Source organism: Clostridium peptidivorans, from assembly GCF_900205925.1.
GTDB lineage: Bacteria > Bacillota > Clostridia > Clostridiales > Clostridiaceae > Clostridium_AK > Clostridium_AK peptidivorans.
Genome location: NZ_OAOD01000001.1, coordinates 219,469 through 237,648 on the forward strand (window position 1 = coordinate 219,469; position 18,180 = coordinate 237,648).

General features: G+C 30.2%; 16 protein-coding genes and 1 other annotated feature. Of the genes, 1 reads left to right on the plus strand and 15 read right to left on the minus strand.

All coding sequences use genetic code 11. The features are described 5' to 3' along the window. Positions 1-145: 145 nt before the first annotated feature. The 12 genes from CRN98_RS01205 to alaS all read right to left on the minus strand — a co-directional run bounded on the left by CRN98_RS01205 (position 146) and on the right by alaS (position 13,548). Entirely contained in the window at positions 146-1,795 is a 1,650-nt protein-coding gene (locus CRN98_RS01205; protein WP_097025588.1) for a penicillin-binding transpeptidase domain-containing protein, read from the minus strand. Between the two features lie 146 nt (positions 1,796-1,941). Beyond that, positions 1,942-2,571, minus strand: a complete 630-nt coding sequence (gene udk / locus CRN98_RS01210; RefSeq protein WP_097025589.1) for a uridine kinase — start codon at positions 2,569-2,571, stop codon at positions 1,942-1,944. Positions 2,572-2,609: 38 nt separating this feature from the next. Then, positions 2,610-3,827, minus strand: coding sequence for a peptidase U32 family protein (locus CRN98_RS01215; protein ID WP_097025590.1), 1,218 nt, complete (start codon positions 3,825-3,827; stop codon positions 2,610-2,612). Beyond that, complete coding sequence (locus CRN98_RS01220; RefSeq protein ID WP_097025591.1) at positions 3,820-4,473, minus strand: O-methyltransferase; 654 nt, start codon at positions 4,471-4,473, stop codon at positions 3,820-3,822. The genes CRN98_RS01215 and CRN98_RS01220 overlap by 8 nt, the downstream gene beginning before the upstream one ends. Before the next feature lie 13 nt (positions 4,474-4,486). Beyond that, positions 4,487-5,497 carry an endolytic transglycosylase MltG gene (mltG, locus tag CRN98_RS01225; RefSeq protein WP_097025592.1) on the minus strand — a complete coding sequence of 337 codons (1,011 nt, stop codon included), beginning with the start codon at positions 5,495-5,497 and terminating at the stop codon, positions 4,487-4,489. Positions 5,498-5,514: 17 nt separating this feature from the next. Beyond that, positions 5,515-7,338, minus strand: a complete 1,824-nt coding sequence (gene typA / locus CRN98_RS01230; RefSeq protein WP_097025593.1) for a translational GTPase TypA — start codon at positions 7,336-7,338, stop codon at positions 5,515-5,517. 181 nt (positions 7,339-7,519) lie between these two features. Beyond that, positions 7,520-9,187: a ribonuclease J gene (locus tag CRN98_RS01235; RefSeq protein WP_097025594.1), complete on the minus strand. Its 1,668-nt coding sequence runs from the start codon at positions 9,185-9,187 to the stop codon at positions 7,520-7,522. A 40-nt stretch (positions 9,188-9,227) separates the two neighbouring features. Continuing rightward, entirely contained in the window at positions 9,228-9,680 is a 453-nt protein-coding gene (locus tag CRN98_RS01240) for a Fur family transcriptional regulator (protein WP_097025595.1), read from the minus strand. A gap of 131 nt (positions 9,681-9,811) precedes the next feature. Next, positions 9,812-10,075 (minus strand): DUF1292 domain-containing protein, encoded by a 264-nt coding sequence (locus tag CRN98_RS01245; RefSeq protein ID WP_097025596.1) that lies wholly within the window; start codon positions 10,073-10,075, stop codon positions 9,812-9,814. Between the two features lie 36 nt (positions 10,076-10,111). Next, the gene (gene ruvX / locus CRN98_RS01250; protein WP_097025597.1) at positions 10,112-10,519 is read right to left on the minus strand and encodes a Holliday junction resolvase RuvX; all 408 of its coding nucleotides are present in this window, start codon (positions 10,517-10,519) and stop codon (positions 10,112-10,114) included. Positions 10,520-10,575: 56 nt separating this feature from the next. Beyond that, the gene (locus tag CRN98_RS01255) at positions 10,576-10,827 is read right to left on the minus strand and encodes an IreB family regulatory phosphoprotein (RefSeq protein ID WP_097025598.1); all 252 of its coding nucleotides are present in this window, start codon (positions 10,825-10,827) and stop codon (positions 10,576-10,578) included. Between the two features lie 81 nt (positions 10,828-10,908). Continuing rightward, a complete protein-coding gene (gene alaS, locus CRN98_RS01260; RefSeq protein WP_097025599.1) occupies positions 10,909-13,548 on the minus strand; it encodes an alanine--tRNA ligase in 2,640 nt (879 codons plus the stop codon). A gap of 77 nt (positions 13,549-13,625) precedes the next feature. Then, positions 13,626-13,801 (minus strand) — a binding site (T-box leader). A 205-nt stretch (positions 13,802-14,006) separates the two neighbouring features. Here alaS and CRN98_RS01265 point away from each other — a divergent pair. Further along, positions 14,007-15,380 (plus strand): YjiH family protein, encoded by a 1,374-nt coding sequence (locus CRN98_RS01265; protein ID WP_097025600.1) that lies wholly within the window; start codon positions 14,007-14,009, stop codon positions 15,378-15,380. Between the two features lie 92 nt (positions 15,381-15,472). On the opposite strand, the gene CRN98_RS01270 is transcribed toward CRN98_RS01265, so the two are convergent. From CRN98_RS01270 to CRN98_RS01280, 3 genes are all read right to left on the minus strand, one after another. Further along, the gene (locus CRN98_RS01270; protein WP_097025601.1) at positions 15,473-16,261 is read right to left on the minus strand and encodes an ABC transporter substrate-binding protein; all 789 of its coding nucleotides are present in this window, start codon (positions 16,259-16,261) and stop codon (positions 15,473-15,475) included. A 267-nt stretch (positions 16,262-16,528) separates the two neighbouring features. Further along, positions 16,529-17,548, minus strand: a complete 1,020-nt coding sequence (locus tag CRN98_RS01275; RefSeq protein ID WP_179631866.1) for an AI-2E family transporter — start codon at positions 17,546-17,548, stop codon at positions 16,529-16,531. Further along, entirely contained in the window at positions 17,523-18,041 is a 519-nt protein-coding gene (locus CRN98_RS01280; RefSeq protein WP_097025603.1) for a PRC-barrel domain-containing protein, read from the minus strand. Before CRN98_RS01280 ends, CRN98_RS01275 begins: the two co-directional genes overlap by 26 nt. Positions 18,042-18,180 lie beyond the last annotated feature (139 nt).

The window sequence follows — 18,180 nt, forward strand, 5'->3', positions numbered from 1 at the left end:
TGTGTGTTTATACTAAAATGTGCTTGGCCACTTATTAGTTAATAAGAAATATATAATATATTAAAATTAAGGAAACATCTCAAAATCTCATATAGACTAATAAAAAATCGGATTTAATCCGATTTTTTATAATTTATATTATCATTTATTGATTTTTATTTATTAAATACTCCGCTATATCTTTGAAAATTGGTGCTGCTGTAGTTCCACCGCCTTGTGTATCCTTATTTATATTTTTTACAAATATAACTACTGTATAAGATATGTTTTCCTTTTTTAAAAATCCTATAAACCAACCATCTGAAAATTTTTTGGTAGTGCTTTCCCCTTTATCGTTTTTTACAACTTCATATCTTTCTGTAGAACCGGTTTTACCTCCAACTTCTGCTCCTTCTATATTTGCAGCCTTTGCCGTTCCATTTAAAACTACATCTCTTAAAGAAGTTTCTATAATACTTGCTTGTTTTTCAGTAAGTATTTGTTTAGATTTTAAACTAGGTATATATGAAATGGTTTCATTGTCTTTGACAAATTCATCTACTATAACTGGTGGTATATACTTTCCTTTATTTACTATAGTATTTATTATATTCAATGCTTCTAAAGGTGTAATTCTTAAATTTTGACCTATTGACATAATTCCCAGTGTTCCATCCTCAGCCTTAGGAGTTTTAACTTCAATGTTTCCCTTTTGCTCTTTACTAAGTCCTAATACCTTTTGGAATAAGTGCTGTTCATTACATAATTCATTTAATTTATCAAAACCTACATTTACACCTATCTGTGAAAAAATATCATTACATGAAACTGCAAAAGCTTCATTTATATTTAATTTACCATGATGCTTATCTGATTTTTTTTCATAAACTCCTGTACAATGAAAACTTTTACTTTCGATATCTGGATACTTTGTTATAGCTCCTTCATATACCAATGTTTTAAAAATTGATCCTGGAAAAAAGCCATTTAAAGTCTCTGCACCTATAAGAACATTAGGTAAAGTTTCATCCTTCTGTACTAAACTTCTTATTTTTCCTGTTGAAGGTTCAGAAATCACTACTCCTATTTGTTCATATTCACTATATTTTTCTTTAAGAAGATTTCTTAAATCATCTTGAAAATCACTATTTAATGTTGAAATTGTTTTATCTATTGAATTCGCATTTCTATTTTTCTCTTCCGTAATATTTCCATCTAAATCTGTATTATATATGTAGGAACTATTTTTGGAATCCTTAAACTTTTCATTTATAATCATTTCTAAACTATCTTTTTCTTTTAAGGAACTATCTTGAGTATTTCTTATGTTAGTTAATACATTTTCTATTTTCCATACATCTTTTCTCTCTACTTCATCATACTTATATAAATAAAATCCTTTTACTCCCTTTATATTTTTTAATTTATCATAAGTATTTTTATCAACTTGAAAATAAAGCTTTTGACTATTATTATTGTTATAATTTCCATTACTTAAATCATAACTTTCATCATAGTTTTTTAATATATATAAAAACTTAAGAAACTCTTCATAGTTAGTATCTAAATTATTTTTAGCAAAAATAGATGGCAATACAACAACACTATACTTAGAATTATAGTCTAATAAATCTTTTCCACTATCATCTACTAATCTATAATTTAATTCCTCTTTTTTTTCTTTAAATTGATATTGAGAGTCTGCCATTACGCTATATTTTTCTCCATTATTATATTGTATATGGAACATTCTTATATCTAATAAAAAAAAGAGCATAAAAAATAAAAGACTTACTGTAATACATCTTTTTTTCATATTACCATCTCCTACAAGTTATAATAAAAATTGATTTTAAATCCTATTATATCCAACGTCACTTCTTTTATACCAAAAATAAAGAAGGTATACAAAGCTACTCTTATTTAGAGCTTTGTATACCTTTTATTTAATAACTTTTAAAATTAATTTTCATTATTTAGAAGAAGTTGTTTTATATTTCCTACAATCACGTCTATGGCCACTTTATTCTGTCCACCTTCTGGTATTATTATATCTGCATATCTTTTGCTTGGTTCAATAAACTGCATATGCATTGGTCTTACTACATTTAAGTATTGATTTATAACAGAATCAAGGGTTCTTCCTCTTTCTTTTATATCTCTTAAAAGTCTTCTTATAATTCTTACATCTGCATCAGTATCAACATATATTTTAATATCTAGAAGTTCCCTTACAGTTGGTTCTTGTAATACAAGTATACCTTCTACTATTACTATATCCCTTGGTTCAACTTTAACGGTTTCTTTTTTTCTATTATGCGCCTCAAAATCATATATTGGTTTTTCTATAGCTTCTCCTTGCGTAATAGACTTCAAATGCATTACTAATAAAGAAGTATCAAAAGCATCTGGATGATCATAATTAGTCTTTGTTCTTTCTTCAAAAGAAAGATTACTTTGATCTTTATAATATGAATCCTGTTCTATCATAACCATGCAGTTATCAGGAAATTTTTTACATATTTCTCTTGCGATAGTACTTTTACCTGAACCCGTACCACCTGTAATACCTATTAAAACTGGACGCTTCATACTATCTTCTCCCCTTAGATATAATTTAATTAAATCTATTACTTTTGCTTAATAAGCATATAATCTTTTTCTAAAGCTTCATTAACCTTTGCTTTATAAATCATTTGTGCTACTGGGGTAGAATCTATTTTTTCTCCATCTTTATTAGTCAAACCTTCAAGCTTTATTTTAAAATTCGCCCCTGTTGGTCTTAAGATCTCTACAGTATCTCCATCAAATATCTTATTTCTCTGTTCTATAGTTGCGATTTTAGTATCCTGGTTATACTCTCTTACTATTCCTACTATATCATAATCCCTTATATATGATGAATTTTCGTATATTTGGCTATCCTTATCTCCAAAGTAAAAGCCTGTATAGTAATCTCTATGACTTGTCTTTAAGAGATTATCCATCCATTCTTCCTTGAAACTGTACTTTTCAGGATTTTCCATATAACTATCTAAAGCTTCTCTATAGGATTTCACTACAGAAGCTACATAATAAGAGCTTTTCATTCTTCCTTCAATTTTAAAGGAATTTATGCCAGACTGAACAAGCTCTGGTATGTGTTTTATCATACATAAGTCCTTAGAATTTAATAAGTAAGTACCTCTTTCATCTTCAAACACAGGGAAGTACTGATTTGGTCTTTTTTCTTCTACTAAAGCGTATTTATATCTACAAGGCTGAGCACATTCTCCTCTATTAGAATCTCTGCCTGTCATGTAGTTAGATATCAAACATCTTCCTGAATAAGACATGCACATAGAACCATGTACAAAGGCTTCTAAGTCACAATCCTCTGGTATGTTTTCTCTAACTCCTTTTATTTCTTCTAATGATAATTCCCTTGCAAGTACTATTCTCTTTACTCCTTGTTTATACCAAAAGTTAGCAGTTTTGTAATTAACGCTGTTTGCTTGAGTACTTAAATGAATTTCCATATTAGGTACTACTTCTCTTGCTGTCATTATAATACCTGGGTCTGAAACTATTATAGCGTCTACACCTAAGTTATATAGGTTTATTAAGTATTCTTCTAATCCATCTAAATCTTCATTATGTGGGAAAACATTTATAGTAACATATACTCTTTTTCGTCTTGTATGTGCAAATTCTATTCCTTCTTTTAGCTCATCATCACTAAAGTTATCTGCAAAAGCTCTTAAATTAAGCTTGCTTCCACCTAAATATACTGCATCTGCACCAAATGTTATAGCGGTTTTTAATTTTTTCAAATTTCCTGCTGGTGCAAGTATTTCTGGCTTATTCATTTTCAAACCTCCTTTTTATAACTGCTACTCCATCTCCCATAGGAATAACTGATGTTATAAAATCATCTTCAGAAACCATATTCAAGAATTCCCTCATTCGCTTTACTATTGTAATTTTTCTTCTCTTTATGAGTTTGTCAGAGGCTACCATTCCTCTAAACAACACATTATCTGCTACTATTATACCTTCTTTATTCAAAAGTCTTAAACAATGAGGTAAAAAATGATTATAATGGCCTTTACCTGCATCCATAAAAATTAAATCATACTTTTCATTTAATTTTTCTAGGATTTCTAAGCAGTCTCCTTCTAAAATATCTATATTTTCTTTAAAGCCAAAGCTTTCTATATTTTCTTTAGCCTGTTTTATCATTTCAGGATCTCTTTCTATAGTATCTATATGGAAGCTTCCCTTAGAAACACTTGCCATAAGTATAGCTGAATATCCTATAGCTGTGCCTAATTCTAGTATTTTTAGAGGCTTTCTTATATCAATCATAAGTTCTAAAAATCTTCCTACTTCTTCGTGTATAATAGGCACTGAATTATTTCTAGCATACTTTTCTAAAGCTTCAAGCTTTTCGTTATTTCCTTTTATGAGACTTCTTATAAATTCCTCCATATAATCATAGGCAATTGTGCTCATTATAACCTCCTACCTAAAAGCCTTGGGTTTTTTCTTTGACTTTTAAAAATTCTTGATAATCATTTGTGAAAAAGTGTGTACCATCGTTATATGATACAAAAAATAAGTAATCTGTTTTATCCGGATTTAAAGCAGCTTCTATTGATTCCTTGCTAGGGCTTGCTATTGGTCCTGGAGGTAATCCATTATTGATATAAGTGTTATAAGGAGATTTAACTTCTAAATCTTTATAGTAAAGTTTATCTTTATGTTTACCTAAAGCATAAAGCACTGTAGCACAGGACTGCATTTTCATTTGCTTTTCCATTCTATTATAAAAAACAGAAGCAACCTTACCCTTCTCATTTACTCCAGATTCCTTTTCTACCATAGATGCCACAGTTATTATTTTATCTATATCGTCTTTTGTAAGCTTGCTATCTTTGCTTATATCATAAAATACTTCTTCAAATCTTTTAATCATGGTTTCAATTATATCTTCTGCTTTAGTTCCCTTTATAAACTCATAGGTATCTGGATAAAGATATCCTTCTAAAGCATATTTTTTCTTAGGATTATTCTTGACATATTCAGGCAAGGGATACTTTTTTACTGCAGTTATAAATTCTTCTTTAGTTAAAAGTCCCGTTTCTTGAATAGTATTTGCTATAAGATCAATATTAAATCCTTCTGGAATAGTTAATTTTACTAGATTTTTATTATGAGTACCCTTATTTAAGGCATCCATAAAATCTGTTAATGAAATATCCGAATTAAATTCATAACTGCCTTGCTTTATAGATACAGGAAGATTAGCTTTTTTTATATAATATTTTATTACATACTGGTTTTTTATTTCCTTATCATTATATAATTTTGACAATATTTTATATAAGCTATCCCCTTTTTCTACGGTTACTTCTACATTGCCATCCTTTTGGGTAAAAGGATGGCTTACAGTGTTATTGTAGTAAATTATAAAATATGTTGAAGCACTAATTAAAATTAATAATGTTATAATTAAAAAAGTTAACTTCTTTTTCATAATTCCTCCAGAGTAACTTAAGCTTTTCTTGCTGCTCTCTTTCTTTGTTCAGAATTTAATATCTTCTTTCTCATTCTTACATTTTTAGGAGTAACTTCAACAAGCTCATCAGAAGATATAAATTCTAGACACTGCTCTAATGACATAGGTACTATAGGAGTTAATTTTAATGCATCATCTGAGCCTGAAGATCTAGTATTTGAAAGATGCTTTTTCTTACATACATTTACATCAATATCCTCAGATCTAGAACACTGTCCTGCAATCATACCAGCATAAACGTCTGTTCCTGCTCCTATAAACAAAGTTCCTCTTTCTTGAGCATTAAAAAGTCCATAAGCTATTGCTGTACCTGTTTCAAATACTGTGAGTGATCCTCTTGATCTTTCGCTTATTTCTCCTTTATAAGGCTCAAAGCTATCAAAAACATGATTCATTATTCCGTTACCCTTTGTATCTGTCATAAATTCATTTCTGAATCCTATAAGTCCTCTAGCAGGTATTTTAAATTCAAGTCTTGTATATCCATTTACAGCAGAAGTCATATTTACCATCTCTGCTTTTCTAGGTCCTAGCTTTTCCATAATAACGCCCATAAATTCTTCTGGTACATCAATGGTTAAGTATTCCATAGGCTCCATTTTCTTGCCATCTACTTCTTTAAATATTACTGTTGGCTTTGAAACTTGGAATTCATATCCTTCTCTTCTCATTGTTTCTATAAGTATAGATAAGTGAAGTTCTCCTCTTCCACTTACTTTAAATGACTCTGCAGTATCTGTTTCCTCTACTCTTAAACTTACATTAGTTTCAATTTCTTTCATAAGTCTATCTCTTAAATGTCTAGAAGTTACATATTCCCCATCTTGGCCTGCAAAAGGAGAATCATTAACCATAAAGTACATGCTAAGAGTCGGTTCATCTATTTCTACAAATGCAATTGCTTCAGGTCTGCTGATATCTGCAACAGTTTCCCCTATATTTATATCAGGAATACCAGCAATAGCAACTATATCGCCAAGCATTGCTTCCTCTGTTTCTTCTCTCTTAAGTCCACTATACACATAAAGGCTACTTACTCTAACATTTTCAACTTTTCCATCTTTTCTTATAAGTGCTACTGTCTGATTTTTCTTGATAACTCCTCTTTCTATTTTTCCTATACCTATTCTTCCAACATACTCGCTAGAATCTATTGTAGTTACAAGCATTTGAAGAGGCTCATCTATATAACCTTCTGGTGCTTTTACATTTTTTATTATAGCATCAAATAAAGGCTCCATATTTGTACTTTCATCTTCCATTTCCTTTTTAGCTATTCCTTGTCTTGCAGAACAATAAACTACAGGGAAATCTAACTGATCATCATTTGCTCCAAGCTCTACAAATAAGTCAAAAATTTCATCTAACACTTCTTCAGGTCTACCATTAGGTTTATCTATTTTGTTAATAACCACTAGAGGCTGAAGATTTAATTCCAATGCCTTTTTAAGTACAAACTTTGTTTGAGGCATAGCTCCTTCATAAGAGTCAACAACCAAAAGAACGCTATCTACCATTTTAAGTACACGTTCAACTTCTCCACCAAAGTCCGCATGTCCTGGAGTATCAACTATATTTATCTTAGTACCATTGTAATTTACTGAAGTATTTTTTGATAATATAGTTATACCTCTTTCTTTTTCAAGATCATTTGAATCCATTACTCTTTCTTGAACTTTTTCGTTTTCTCTGAAAACATGACTTTGCTTAAGCATGGCATCTACTAAAGTAGTTTTACCATGGTCAACGTGAGCAATTATTGCTATATTTCTTATATCATTTCTAGTAAATATTTTCATATATTTTCCCCCAATATATCTTCTTAAATTTTTTTCAAAAAAATTGGATACATTTAAGTATCCAATATCTCCAACATATCTATTTTAATAGTATAGTAATAAAAAGTCAACTTATGTAAAGTATTTTCGCTATTTCGACATTTAAACTAGAATTCGACTTTTCATTCAATAGTTAAATAATTTAGATTTCCATAATTATAGGAAGTATCATAGGTTTTCTCTTAGTCTTTTCATATAAGAATCCTCTAAGAGAATCTTTTATGCTAGACTTCATAGTAGCCCATTCTTTGATATGTTTTTCTTCACATTGCCTTAATGCTTCTTTAACTACATTTCTTGCTTGCTCCATTAAATCTTCTGACTCTCTTACATATACAAATCCTCTTGAAATAATATCCGGACCTGCAATTACACTTCCAGATTCCTTTTCTATAGTTACTACAACTGTAAGTATTCCATCTTGAGATAAGTGCTTTCTATCTCTAAGTACAATATTACCTACATCTCCTACTCCTAGACCATCTACAAATACTTGACCTGAAGTTACCATTCCATTTTTTCTTATACCATCTCTGCCTACTTCTATTACATCACCGTTTTCTGGAATAACTACGCTACTCGCTGGTAAACCTAACTTTTGAGCTAGCTCTGAATGCTGTTTTAAATGTCTATATTCACCATGAACAGGCATGAAATATCTTGGTTTTACCAAAGTATGCATTAACTTGAGTTCTTCTTGACAAGCATGGCCAGATACATGAATATCTGCTAAAGCCTCATATATTACCTCTGCTCCTTTTTTAAATAGCTGATTAATAACCCTTGATATAAGCTTTTCATTTCCTGGAATAGGTGAAGCAGATATTATAACCATATCTCCTGGTACTATATTTACTTTTCTATGCTCTGAAGCAGCCATTCTTGATAAAGCAGCCATCGGCTCTCCTTGACTGCCTGTTGTTATTATTACTATTTTGTTACTTGGATATTTATTTATGGAATCTATATCTATAAGTATATCTTTAGGCGGATTAATGTATCCTAACTCCTTAGCAACTTCAACTATATTTTCCATACTTCTTCCTGAAACAGCAACTTTTCTTCCATATTTATCTGCTGCATTCATTATTTGTTGAACCCTATGGATATTTGAAGCAAAAGTAGCAACTATTATTCTACCCTTTGCTGTAGCAAATATACTTTCAAAGGCTTCCCCTACTGTGCTTTCAGACATTGTATAGCCTGGTCTTTCTACATTGGTACTATCAGCAAGCATAAGCAGCACGCCTTTTCTTCCAAGCTCTGCAAATCTATTTAAATCCGCTACACATCCATCGATTGGAGTAAAATCTATTTTAAAATCTCCTGTATGAAGAACAACACCTATAGGAGTGTGTACTGCAATTGCTACTGAATCTGCAATACTATGACTTGTTCTTATAAACTCTACAGATATATTAGTAAGTCTTACTATATCTTTAGCACTAATTCTCTTAAGCTCTACAGAATCTAAAAGATTGTGTTCTTTAAGCTTCGTTTCCACTATTCCAAGTGTAAGCTTTGTTCCATATACAGGTACATTTAACTCTCTTAACACATATGGAAGAGCACCTATGTGATCTTCATGGCCATGAGTTAAGAATATTCCTCTAACTCTCTCTTTGTTTTTAATTAAATATGAGACATCAGGTATAACTACATCTATTCCGAGCATTTCTTCATCCGGAAACTTAAGACCGCAATCTATAACCATTATGTCATTTTTATATTCTATAGCAGTTAAGTTTTTGCCAATTTCATTAATTCCACCAAGCGGAATTATCTTTATCTTTTCTTTTTCTCTTCGCATTTTATCCCTCCTTTGTATTTTGTTTTTGTCTAATGGTTTTTTATTTTCTTGGGCATTCATTACATAATCCATAAAATTTCACACTATGATCCTCTATCTTAAAATTATATTTTTTTTCTATATTATCTTCTAATTCTTCTAAAAGGTCTCCCTGTACTTCTATAACCTTCCCACAATTTCTGCATATCAAATGATGGTGTTGATGATTTTCATCTTCATGTATCAATTCATATCTACTGCATCCATCATTTAAATCCAGTTTTGAAAGTAAACCCATTTCCTCTAAAAGCATAACTGTTCTATATACAGTTGCGAGTCCTATTTCAGGGCATTCATCTTTAACTAAATTATATATTTCCTCAGTAGTTAAGTGACTACCCTCATTCTTTATTATAATTTCTACAATAGCTCTTCTCTGTGGAGTAAGCTTATATCCTTTTTCTTTTAAAACATTTTTTAAATTTTCCACATCTTCATAAGGAACCTTTGACATGAAATTACCTCACTTTATTAACCCATATATTTAGGTGTTTACTTTAAATTACCAAATTCAATTATAATTTTAAAAGCTATGTATTGGAACATAGCTTTTTCTTAAATATTAATTCAGCTCTTCCTTAAATATTAATTCAAATCTTCATCATCAAATAATGCTTCATAAGCTTCTACTACAATAGCAAATTCATCTTCATCATCTACTGTAACAAGTAAATCATTTCCATCTTCATCTTTGTCTATTCTAAGTGCTACAGCTTCATCTGTGTCTTCATCCTTTGGCACTACAATTACATACTCTTTGTCTTCAATATCTAATTTTGTAATAACCTCAAATTCTATTTCTTCACCGTTTTCATCTGTAAGAACAATATTTGTTATATCATTTTCCATAATATACACCTCTTTCAATTTATTTTTAATTTATTTTTAAATACTATCTAAATACCCCTGTAGTATATATGTTGCCGCAACTTTATCCACTAATTTTTTTCTTTTACTTCTTGATAAATCTGCTTCTAACATAACTCTATGAGCTGCTACAGTGGTTAATCTTTCATCCCACATTATTATCTCTAAATTTAAAGCTTCTTTTAACTTATCACAAAACGCTACAACCTTTTCACTTTGTGGTCCTAGTGTTCCATTCATATTTTTAGGTAAGCCTGATACTATCTTTTCTACTCCATATTCTTCACAAATCTTTTTTAACTCTTCAATATCTATTTGCTCAGTTTTTCTACGTATAGTTGTAATTCCTTGTGCGGTAAATCCCAATGGATCACTTAAGGCCACCCCTATAGTTCTATCTCCTACATCTAGTCCAAGTATTCTCATAAATTTCTCCTTTTAATATACTTCTTTTTAAAAATAAAAATGCCCTAAGGGCATTTTTATTTTATACCTAAATAGGTTTTTAAAACTTCTTCTAAGATTTCATCCCTTTCAAGTTTTCTAACTAGAGCCCTTGCACCATTATAGTTAGTTATATAGGTAGGATCACCGGATATTAAGTATCCCACCATTTGATTTACAGGGTTATAACCTTTTTCTTTAAGGGCACCATACACCTGTGTCAAAATTTCCTTGGTTAAATCTTCTCTGTTCCTGATCACATCAAATTGAATGGTGTTATCATTCCCCATTTTTCTTCACCCCACTTAAGTAAAAAGTTTATATTTTATTACTCGTATATTTATTATAAAACATAATGCATAAAATGTATACTATTTTGCTAAATTTGCCACTATAGTTTCTACTGAACCTATAGCTTCTTCTAGTTTTTCAGGTAATTTACCACCAGCTTGAGCCATGTCTGGTCTTCCGCCGCCGCCGCCGCCAGCAACAGAAGCTACTTCTTTTATTATCTTTCCACAATGTATTCCCTTAGCTATTACATCTTTAGTTGCCATAGCCACAAATTGCACTTTTTCATCTGCATTACTTCCAAGAACCACTACGCCTGATTCAATCTTACTACGTAATTTGTCAGCTAAATCTCTTAATGCATTAGCATCTACTCCATTTAATGCACCTGTAACTACCTTTATTCCATTTACTTCTTTTACATTGTTTAGTATTTCATCCTCTGATCCACTAGCAAGCTTTGATTTTAACTCTAGTATTTCTTTATCCTTGTTCTTCATTTCAGTTAATTGAGAACTAATTTTACTTAAAATTTCTCTTTCAGAAGTTTTAAGTAATGCTGCTGCTTCTTTTAATGTCTTTTCTTTTTCTTCAACATACTTTATAGCATTTAATCCTGTAACGGCTTCAATTCTTCTTATACCTGCAGCTACACCACTTTCAGATATAATTTTAAATAATCCTATTTCTCCAGAATTAGTTACGTGAGTTCCTCCGCAAAGTTCCTTGCTAAAGTCACCTACATTTACTACTCTTACATCTTCTGCATACTTATCATCAAATAATGCTGTGGCACCACTTTTCTTAGCATCTTCTATAGACATAACTTCAGTATTAACAGTATTAACATTCATTACATTTTTATTTACTAAAGTTTCTACTTCTTTAACTTCTTCTTCAGTTAAGCCTTGAAAATGACTGAAGTCAAATCTCAATCTTTCATTATCCACATAAGAACCAGCTTGCTGTATGTGTTCTCCTAATATTTTTCTTAAAGAAGCATGTAAAATATGTGTGGCAGTATGATTTTTTGTTATATTATTTCTTCTTGGCTCATTTACTATTAAGGTAACTGTATCTTCTTTTAGTATTTCCCCTTTTGTAATTTTTATGAAATGTAATATCTTTCCGCCTACATTTTTTTTGCAATTTAAAACTTCTCCTGTAAATCCTTTGCCTTCAATGATACCTATATCTCCAACTTGACCTCCCATTTCAGGATAAAAAGAAGTTTTATTTACAACAAGTACTCCTTCCTCTCCTTTTTTAAGAGAACTTACCATTTCCTCATCTTTTATAAGAAGTAAAACTTCCGCTTCTTCCTTTAAGGAGCTGTAGCCAGTAAACTCAGTGTTTAATTCCTTTGGAAGCTTATTTAATATAGTATCTTCTGCTCCCATGTAATTACTTTCTCCTCTAGCAGCTCTTGCTCTTTCTCTTTGTTCCTTCATTTCCTTATTAAATCCATCTATATCTATAGCTATTTCTTTTTCTTCTAATATTTCTGCTGTAAGTTCTAGAGGGAAGCCATAAGTATCATATAATTTAAAAGCTTTATCACCAGCAAGAACTTTTTCTCCCTTTTTACTTAACTCATCTATATATTCATTTAATATATCTATACCTGAATCTATAGTTTCAGAAAATCTTTCTTCTTCAAGCTTTATAACTTTCTTTAAATATTCTTCTTTATCCTTTAATTCTGGATAAGCCTTATAAGAATTTTCTATTACTACATCACATATTTTATAAAGAAATGTTTCTTTAATTCCAAGAAGTCTTCCATGTCTTGCTGCTCTTCTTAAGAGTCTTCTTAAAACATATCCTCTTCCTTCATTAGATGGTAAAATTCCATCTGATATCATAAATGTAACACTTCTTATATGGTCAGTGATTAATCTTAAAGATATATCCTGTACTTTGTCTTTTCCATAAGTTGCACCTGCAGCTTCACTAACCTTATCTAAAATAGCTCTTATTGTATCTACTTCAAATATGCTGTTAACACCCTGCATTATAGTTGCCATTCTTTCAAGTCCCATACCTGTATCTATATTAGGACTAGCCAGTTTATTATAGTTTCCATTTTCATCTTTATCAAATTGAGTAAATACTAAATTCCAAAATTCAACTATTCTATCTTCTTCTGCTGCCTGTAAAAATTCTTCTACAGTATTTACCTTTCCTTCTCCTCTATCAAAATGTATTTCAGAGCAAGGTCCACAAGGTCCCTGACCTATTTCCCAGAAGTTATCTTCTTTTCCTAGTCTAAATATTCTACTTGCATCTATATCAGTGGTTTTAGTCCATATATCATAGGCTTCATTATCATCTAAATATATAGTTACATATAACTTATCCTTTGGAACATTTAAAACCTTTGTTATAAGTTCCCATGCCCATGGAATAACTTCTCCTTTAAAATAATCTCCAAAAGAAAAGTTTCCAAGCATCTCAAAGAATGTACCATGTCTTGCTGTCTTACCTACATTTTCAATATCCCCTGTTCTTATGCACTTTTGGCAAGTTGTAACCCTATTTCTAGGTGGAATTTGAACTCCTGTAAAGTAAGGCTTTAGTGGTGCCATACCTGCATTTATTAAAAGTAAACTTTTATCATTTTGAGGTACTAAAGGAAAACTCGCTAATCTTAAATGTTCCTTTCCCTCAAAGAAACTTAAATACGCTTCTCTAATTTCATTTAATCCCATTTTATTCATATAAACTTCATTCCTTTCTTTGAATGTTTTAAATAATATACTAAAATCAAGGCAAATAAAAAAAGCTCTAGTCTCCTACAAGGGACGAAAGCTTTCCGTGGTACCACCCTAATTATATAAGTCATATAACTTATATCTCTCAATATAATAAAGGCTCCAAAACAGCTTCAATACTTATACTAAGAAGTTTTCACCAGCCACTTCCTCTCTTAATAGTAAAATAGTATTTACTCATTTTTTTCATAGCCAAAATATTCATTTTTATAAAAATTATAAATTAAAAAATATTAAATGTCAACGTTTTAGTCACTGTTTGAGATAAATTCACAGATTTATATCATAAAAATTTAAGTTAAAACTATTGTAAAATCAGATGTTTTATATTAGTATAAATATCGCTGCGTAAATTTAAAATGGACTTATAAACTATTAAATAAGCTTAAATCAAGGAGGACAATATGACAGAAATAACTAAAGATAAAGAAATGAATAGATACTCTCTTAAAAATTTCCTTAAATTTTTGATACCATCACTAATAGGTATATTATTATTTATGACACCTATTACATTAGGTGAAGAAGTTACAATACCTGTTGCATTTTTTTCTAAAAATGTACAAACCTTATTAGAAGGATATTTACCACTAATAATGACAGTTCTTATAACAGTTTCATCTTTAATTACTATAATGACAAAAGTATTTAAACCAAAATTTATAATAAATAACGGCTATCTAAAGAACCTTTTTGATGTGAGCCATGTTTGGTTTGCAACTAGAATTGTTGGTATGGTTATTGTACTAGCTACTTTCTTTAAGATAGGAAGTGGTGCTATATACTCTGATAATACTGGAGGACTTTTGTTATATAATCTTCTTCCTATATTATTTGCAGTGTTTTTATTTGCCGGCTTATTACTACCTTTAATATTGGACTTTGGATTACTTGAGTTTTTCGGAGCCTTGCTTACTAAAGTCATGAGACCTGTTTTCAATTTACCTGGTCGTTCCTCAGTAGACTGTATAGCCTCTTGGCTTGGAGACGGAACTATAGGTGTCCTTTTAACAAGCAAGCAATATGAAGATGGATATTATTCTTCTAGAGAAGCCGCTATAATAGGTACTTCTTTCTCAGCAGTATCTATAACCTTTTCCTTAGTAGTTATTTCTCAAGTTGGCCTTGGACATATGTTTATGCCATTTTACCTTATAGTAACTTTCTCTGGTTTAATAGCTGCGTTCGTTGTTCCAAGAATACCTCCTCTTTCTAGAAAACCTGACTCTTACTACAATAATAATAAGAGAGCTGCAAGTGAAATCATTCCTGATGGACATTCCTCTCTTAGTTGGGGGCTTTCTCAAGCTGTAGAAAGAGCTGAGCAAAATAATGATATAAAGAAATTTTTCATAGATGGCTTAAAGAATGTTTTTGATATGTGGTTTGGAGTAACTCCAGTAGTTATGGCTTTAGGTACACTAGCCTTAATAGTTGCTGAATACACACCTGTATTTAACTTACTTGGAATGCCTTTTATTCCACTACTTAAACTTTTAGGACTTCCTGAAGCCTCTACCGCCGCTTCTACACTAGTGGTTGGTTTTGCGGATATGTTTCTACCTTCTGTTATAGCTGCAGGCAGCATTAAAAGTGAACTTACCCGTTTTGTAATTGCTGCTGTATCTGTAACTCAGCTTATATATATGTCTGAAGTTGGCGGGCTATTAATAGGCTCTAAAATACCCGTTAATTTTAAAGAGTTATTTATAATTTTCATAGAAAGAACCTTAGTAACTCTACCAATTATAACTTTATTTGCACATTTTTTATTCTAATAAAAAATACCCTAGAAACAAATAGATTTGTTTCTAGGGCATTTTTCACTTTGAACTTGCCACTTGCCATGTGGATGGCACTTAGGTGGCACTTATTTATAGCTGTCAAAGCCAAACCATTTTATAGAAAGCTTTGATAATGTACCATCTTTTTTCATATCGTCTACTATCTTATCTATTGCTTCTCGTAACTCTTTATCCTCTTTTCTATAGCCAATGCCCATAGGTTCTTCACTTATTATTCCTTTTAACACTTCATATTCTCCTGGTTTTTTAGTAGTATAATATCCACCAACCTGAGCATCCATAACTACTGCATCTACTCTTCCATTGGATAATTCATAAAAGGCTTCAGTTATTTTATCATACTTCTTTAACTCTTTTACTCCTTTTATAGTTGAGGCCACATTTTCTCCTGTAGTTCCAAGCTGACACGCAAGTACCTTTCCTTGTAAATCCTCTACGCCCTTAATGCTTTTATTTCCTTTTTTAACTGCTAGCACTTGGCCGCCCATTATGTACGGTTTTGAAAAATCTATGGACTCTTTTCTCTTATCCGTTATACTAATTCCTGCTATGGCTACATCAAACTTCTTAGCATTAAGAGCCATTATTAATCCACTAAAATCAACTACAAAAAATTCAGTTGTTACACCTAATCTCTTTCCTACTTCATTGGCAAAATCCACATCAAATCCTACTAGATTCTTATTTTTATCTCTAAACTCCATTGGGGGATATCCTTCTTCAATTCCCACCACTAGTTTCTTTGACTTTTTAATACTTTCCATAGTACTCAAATTTTCCTCTTTTTTACCGCAGCCTGCAAATACAGTTACAATAAAAAATAAGGGAATAAGAATTTTAACAATTTTTTTCATAAAAAAATCCCCCTTAATTTATATTTAAATATTCACTTATGAATATTTATACAAACACATTTTTTAATTTGTAGAGTGCTAAAGTAAATTAATCTTTTATAATTATAGTTAAGTATCTATAATTATTCAATGTTTTTTTAAATATTCTTTACAAAAAATATAGAGTCCTTTTTAATAGACTCTATGTAACTCTATAACTATATATAAAACATGTAACAATTTCCTTCTTTATTTAAATCTTTTATTAATACTCCTAATAAATTATACTTAAAACATGTAATAATTTAAATCCTCATATATAACTTTAGCTACTACCCCTACAGGTACTGCAAGAACCATTCCAAAAAATCCGCCTACTTTACCTCCTATGACCAGTATTAGTATTACAGCTAAAGGATGCATACTTATATTGTCACCTATAAACTTGGGAGATATAAAATCCCCTTCCACTTGTTGAATAAGATAAAGCCAAAAGGCTACCCAAAGAGCTGCTTGAGGTGATTTAAGTAGCGCCATAACTATTGCAGGTATTGCTCCAAATATGGGTCCAAAATAAGGTATTATATTAAAAAAAGCATTTAAAAGTGATAAAGTCAGTGAAAACTGCACTCTAAAAGTTATTAATACTATAAAAGTACACACACCAATTATAAAACATAATAAAAATTGAGTTATTACATATCTGCTTAATATTCTATCAGTGTCCTCTAATATCTTATCTATGATATTTCTGCTTTGAATAGGAAAAAGAGCAAGAAACCTATTTTTAAGCTTTAAACTATCTGATAAAAAGTAATATGATATTATTGGTATAATAGCAATAGACAGTAAATTTTCTCCAAGTGTCAGTGCCTTGTTTAGCCAATTATTTAAAAATAATTCAAAAGCCTTGCTTCCCCTTATGTATATACTTTGAGAAATATTATATGCAATTCCTCTATTTATCTTAATATTTTCATAAATTTTATTTGTATAATTCCCTAAGTTTTTTAATGAATCATATAAATTTAAACTTTCTTTAATAATTGATGGAATTATAAAAATAAATATTGCTACAAATACGGTAATTACTATAAATATTATTATTAATGATGAAATTCTTCTGCCTAGCCCCTTATTCATAAGCATATCTCTAAAGGGTTTAAAAACATAAAATAATATGAAGGATACAAATATAAGATTAAACATATCCCTTATAAATTTCACTTTTAAAAGTAATATAAAGGCTAAAATAAATATAAAAGCTATTATTAATCCCTTTTTATATTTTTTTATTATTTCTAACATAAGCATCCTCTTCCCCAAACAGCTTACTTGGTAAATTTATAAAATCAATATTATAACTCTTTCCATGATACAGTATGTGATTATCACCAAGTAACAAATCTTTTGGCAGTAATATCTTCTTTCCATGCAGAAAATTAGTAGCATACCCTGTACAAACTATTACTCCTTGTATCACAAATGTATCCTCGTTAAATATTATATCTTCTACCATTCCTATCATATTTCCCTTAATATCTATTACATTCATACCTCTTATATCTTCAAAGTTTAAATATTTCCCTTTATGCTGAGAACTAGCTATCATATGTTTATTAAAAGAAATTATATCTTCCTTAAATACATAAAGAGATGACTGAAAAAGTGAATAAGAAGATATTAAGAACCCAATTACTCCTCCTACATGAAAATCCACAGCTAAATCTTTAACAAATCCCATGGATTTTCCTCTTACATTACTTACATTCATAAATAAGAAATCTTTTTTTCTATACACTCCACATCACTCCAAAGATAATTCTAAATATATTCTTACCTATTATGTGAAAAATATGATGTGTTTATAAATAAAAGGAGATTAGATAATACAATTATCTAATCTCCTTTTATTTCCTGGGAAAATTTCCTTGAATTAA

Coding starts and splice junctions, on each gene's coding strand:
- CRN98_RS01235 (WP_097025594.1), bottom strand. CDS start 9,187: ATGCGAAGAGAAAAAGAAAAGATAAAGATAATTCCGCTTGGTGGAATT.
- mltG (WP_097025592.1), bottom strand. CDS start 5,497: ATGAAAAAGAAGTTAACTTTTTTAATTATAACATTATTAATTTTAATT.
- CRN98_RS01215 (WP_097025590.1), bottom strand. CDS start 3,827: ATGAATAAGCCAGAAATACTTGCACCAGCAGGAAATTTGAAAAAATTA.
- CRN98_RS01240 (WP_097025595.1), bottom strand. CDS start 9,680: ATGTCAAAGGTTCCTTATGAAGATGTGGAAAATTTAAAAAATGTTTTA.
- udk (WP_097025589.1), bottom strand. CDS start 2,571: ATGAAGCGTCCAGTTTTAATAGGTATTACAGGTGGTACGGGTTCAGGT.
- alaS (WP_097025599.1), bottom strand. CDS start 13,548: ATGAATAAAATGGGATTAAATGAAATTAGAGAAGCGTATTTAAGTTTC.
- typA (WP_097025593.1), bottom strand. CDS start 7,338: ATGAAAATATTTACTAGAAATGATATAAGAAATATAGCAATAATTGCT.
- CRN98_RS01245 (WP_097025596.1), bottom strand. CDS start 10,075: ATGGAAAATGATATAACAAATATTGTTCTTACAGATGAAAACGGTGAA.
- CRN98_RS01255 (WP_097025598.1), bottom strand. CDS start 10,827: ATGGGGAATGATAACACCATTCAATTTGATGTGATCAGGAACAGAGAA.
- ruvX (WP_097025597.1), bottom strand. CDS start 10,519: ATGAGAATACTTGGACTAGATGTAGGAGATAGAACTATAGGGGTGGCC.
- CRN98_RS01205 (WP_097025588.1), bottom strand. CDS start 1,795: ATGAAAAAAAGATGTATTACAGTAAGTCTTTTATTTTTTATGCTCTTT.
- CRN98_RS01270 (WP_097025601.1), bottom strand. CDS start 16,261: ATGAAAAAAATTGTTAAAATTCTTATTCCCTTATTTTTTATTGTAACT.
- CRN98_RS01265 (WP_097025600.1), top strand. CDS start 14,007: ATGACAGAAATAACTAAAGATAAAGAAATGAATAGATACTCTCTTAAA.
- CRN98_RS01220 (WP_097025591.1), bottom strand. CDS start 4,473: ATGAGCACAATTGCCTATGATTATATGGAGGAATTTATAAGAAGTCTC.
- CRN98_RS01275 (WP_179631866.1), bottom strand. CDS start 17,548: ATGTTAGAAATAATAAAAAAATATAAAAAGGGATTAATAATAGCTTTT.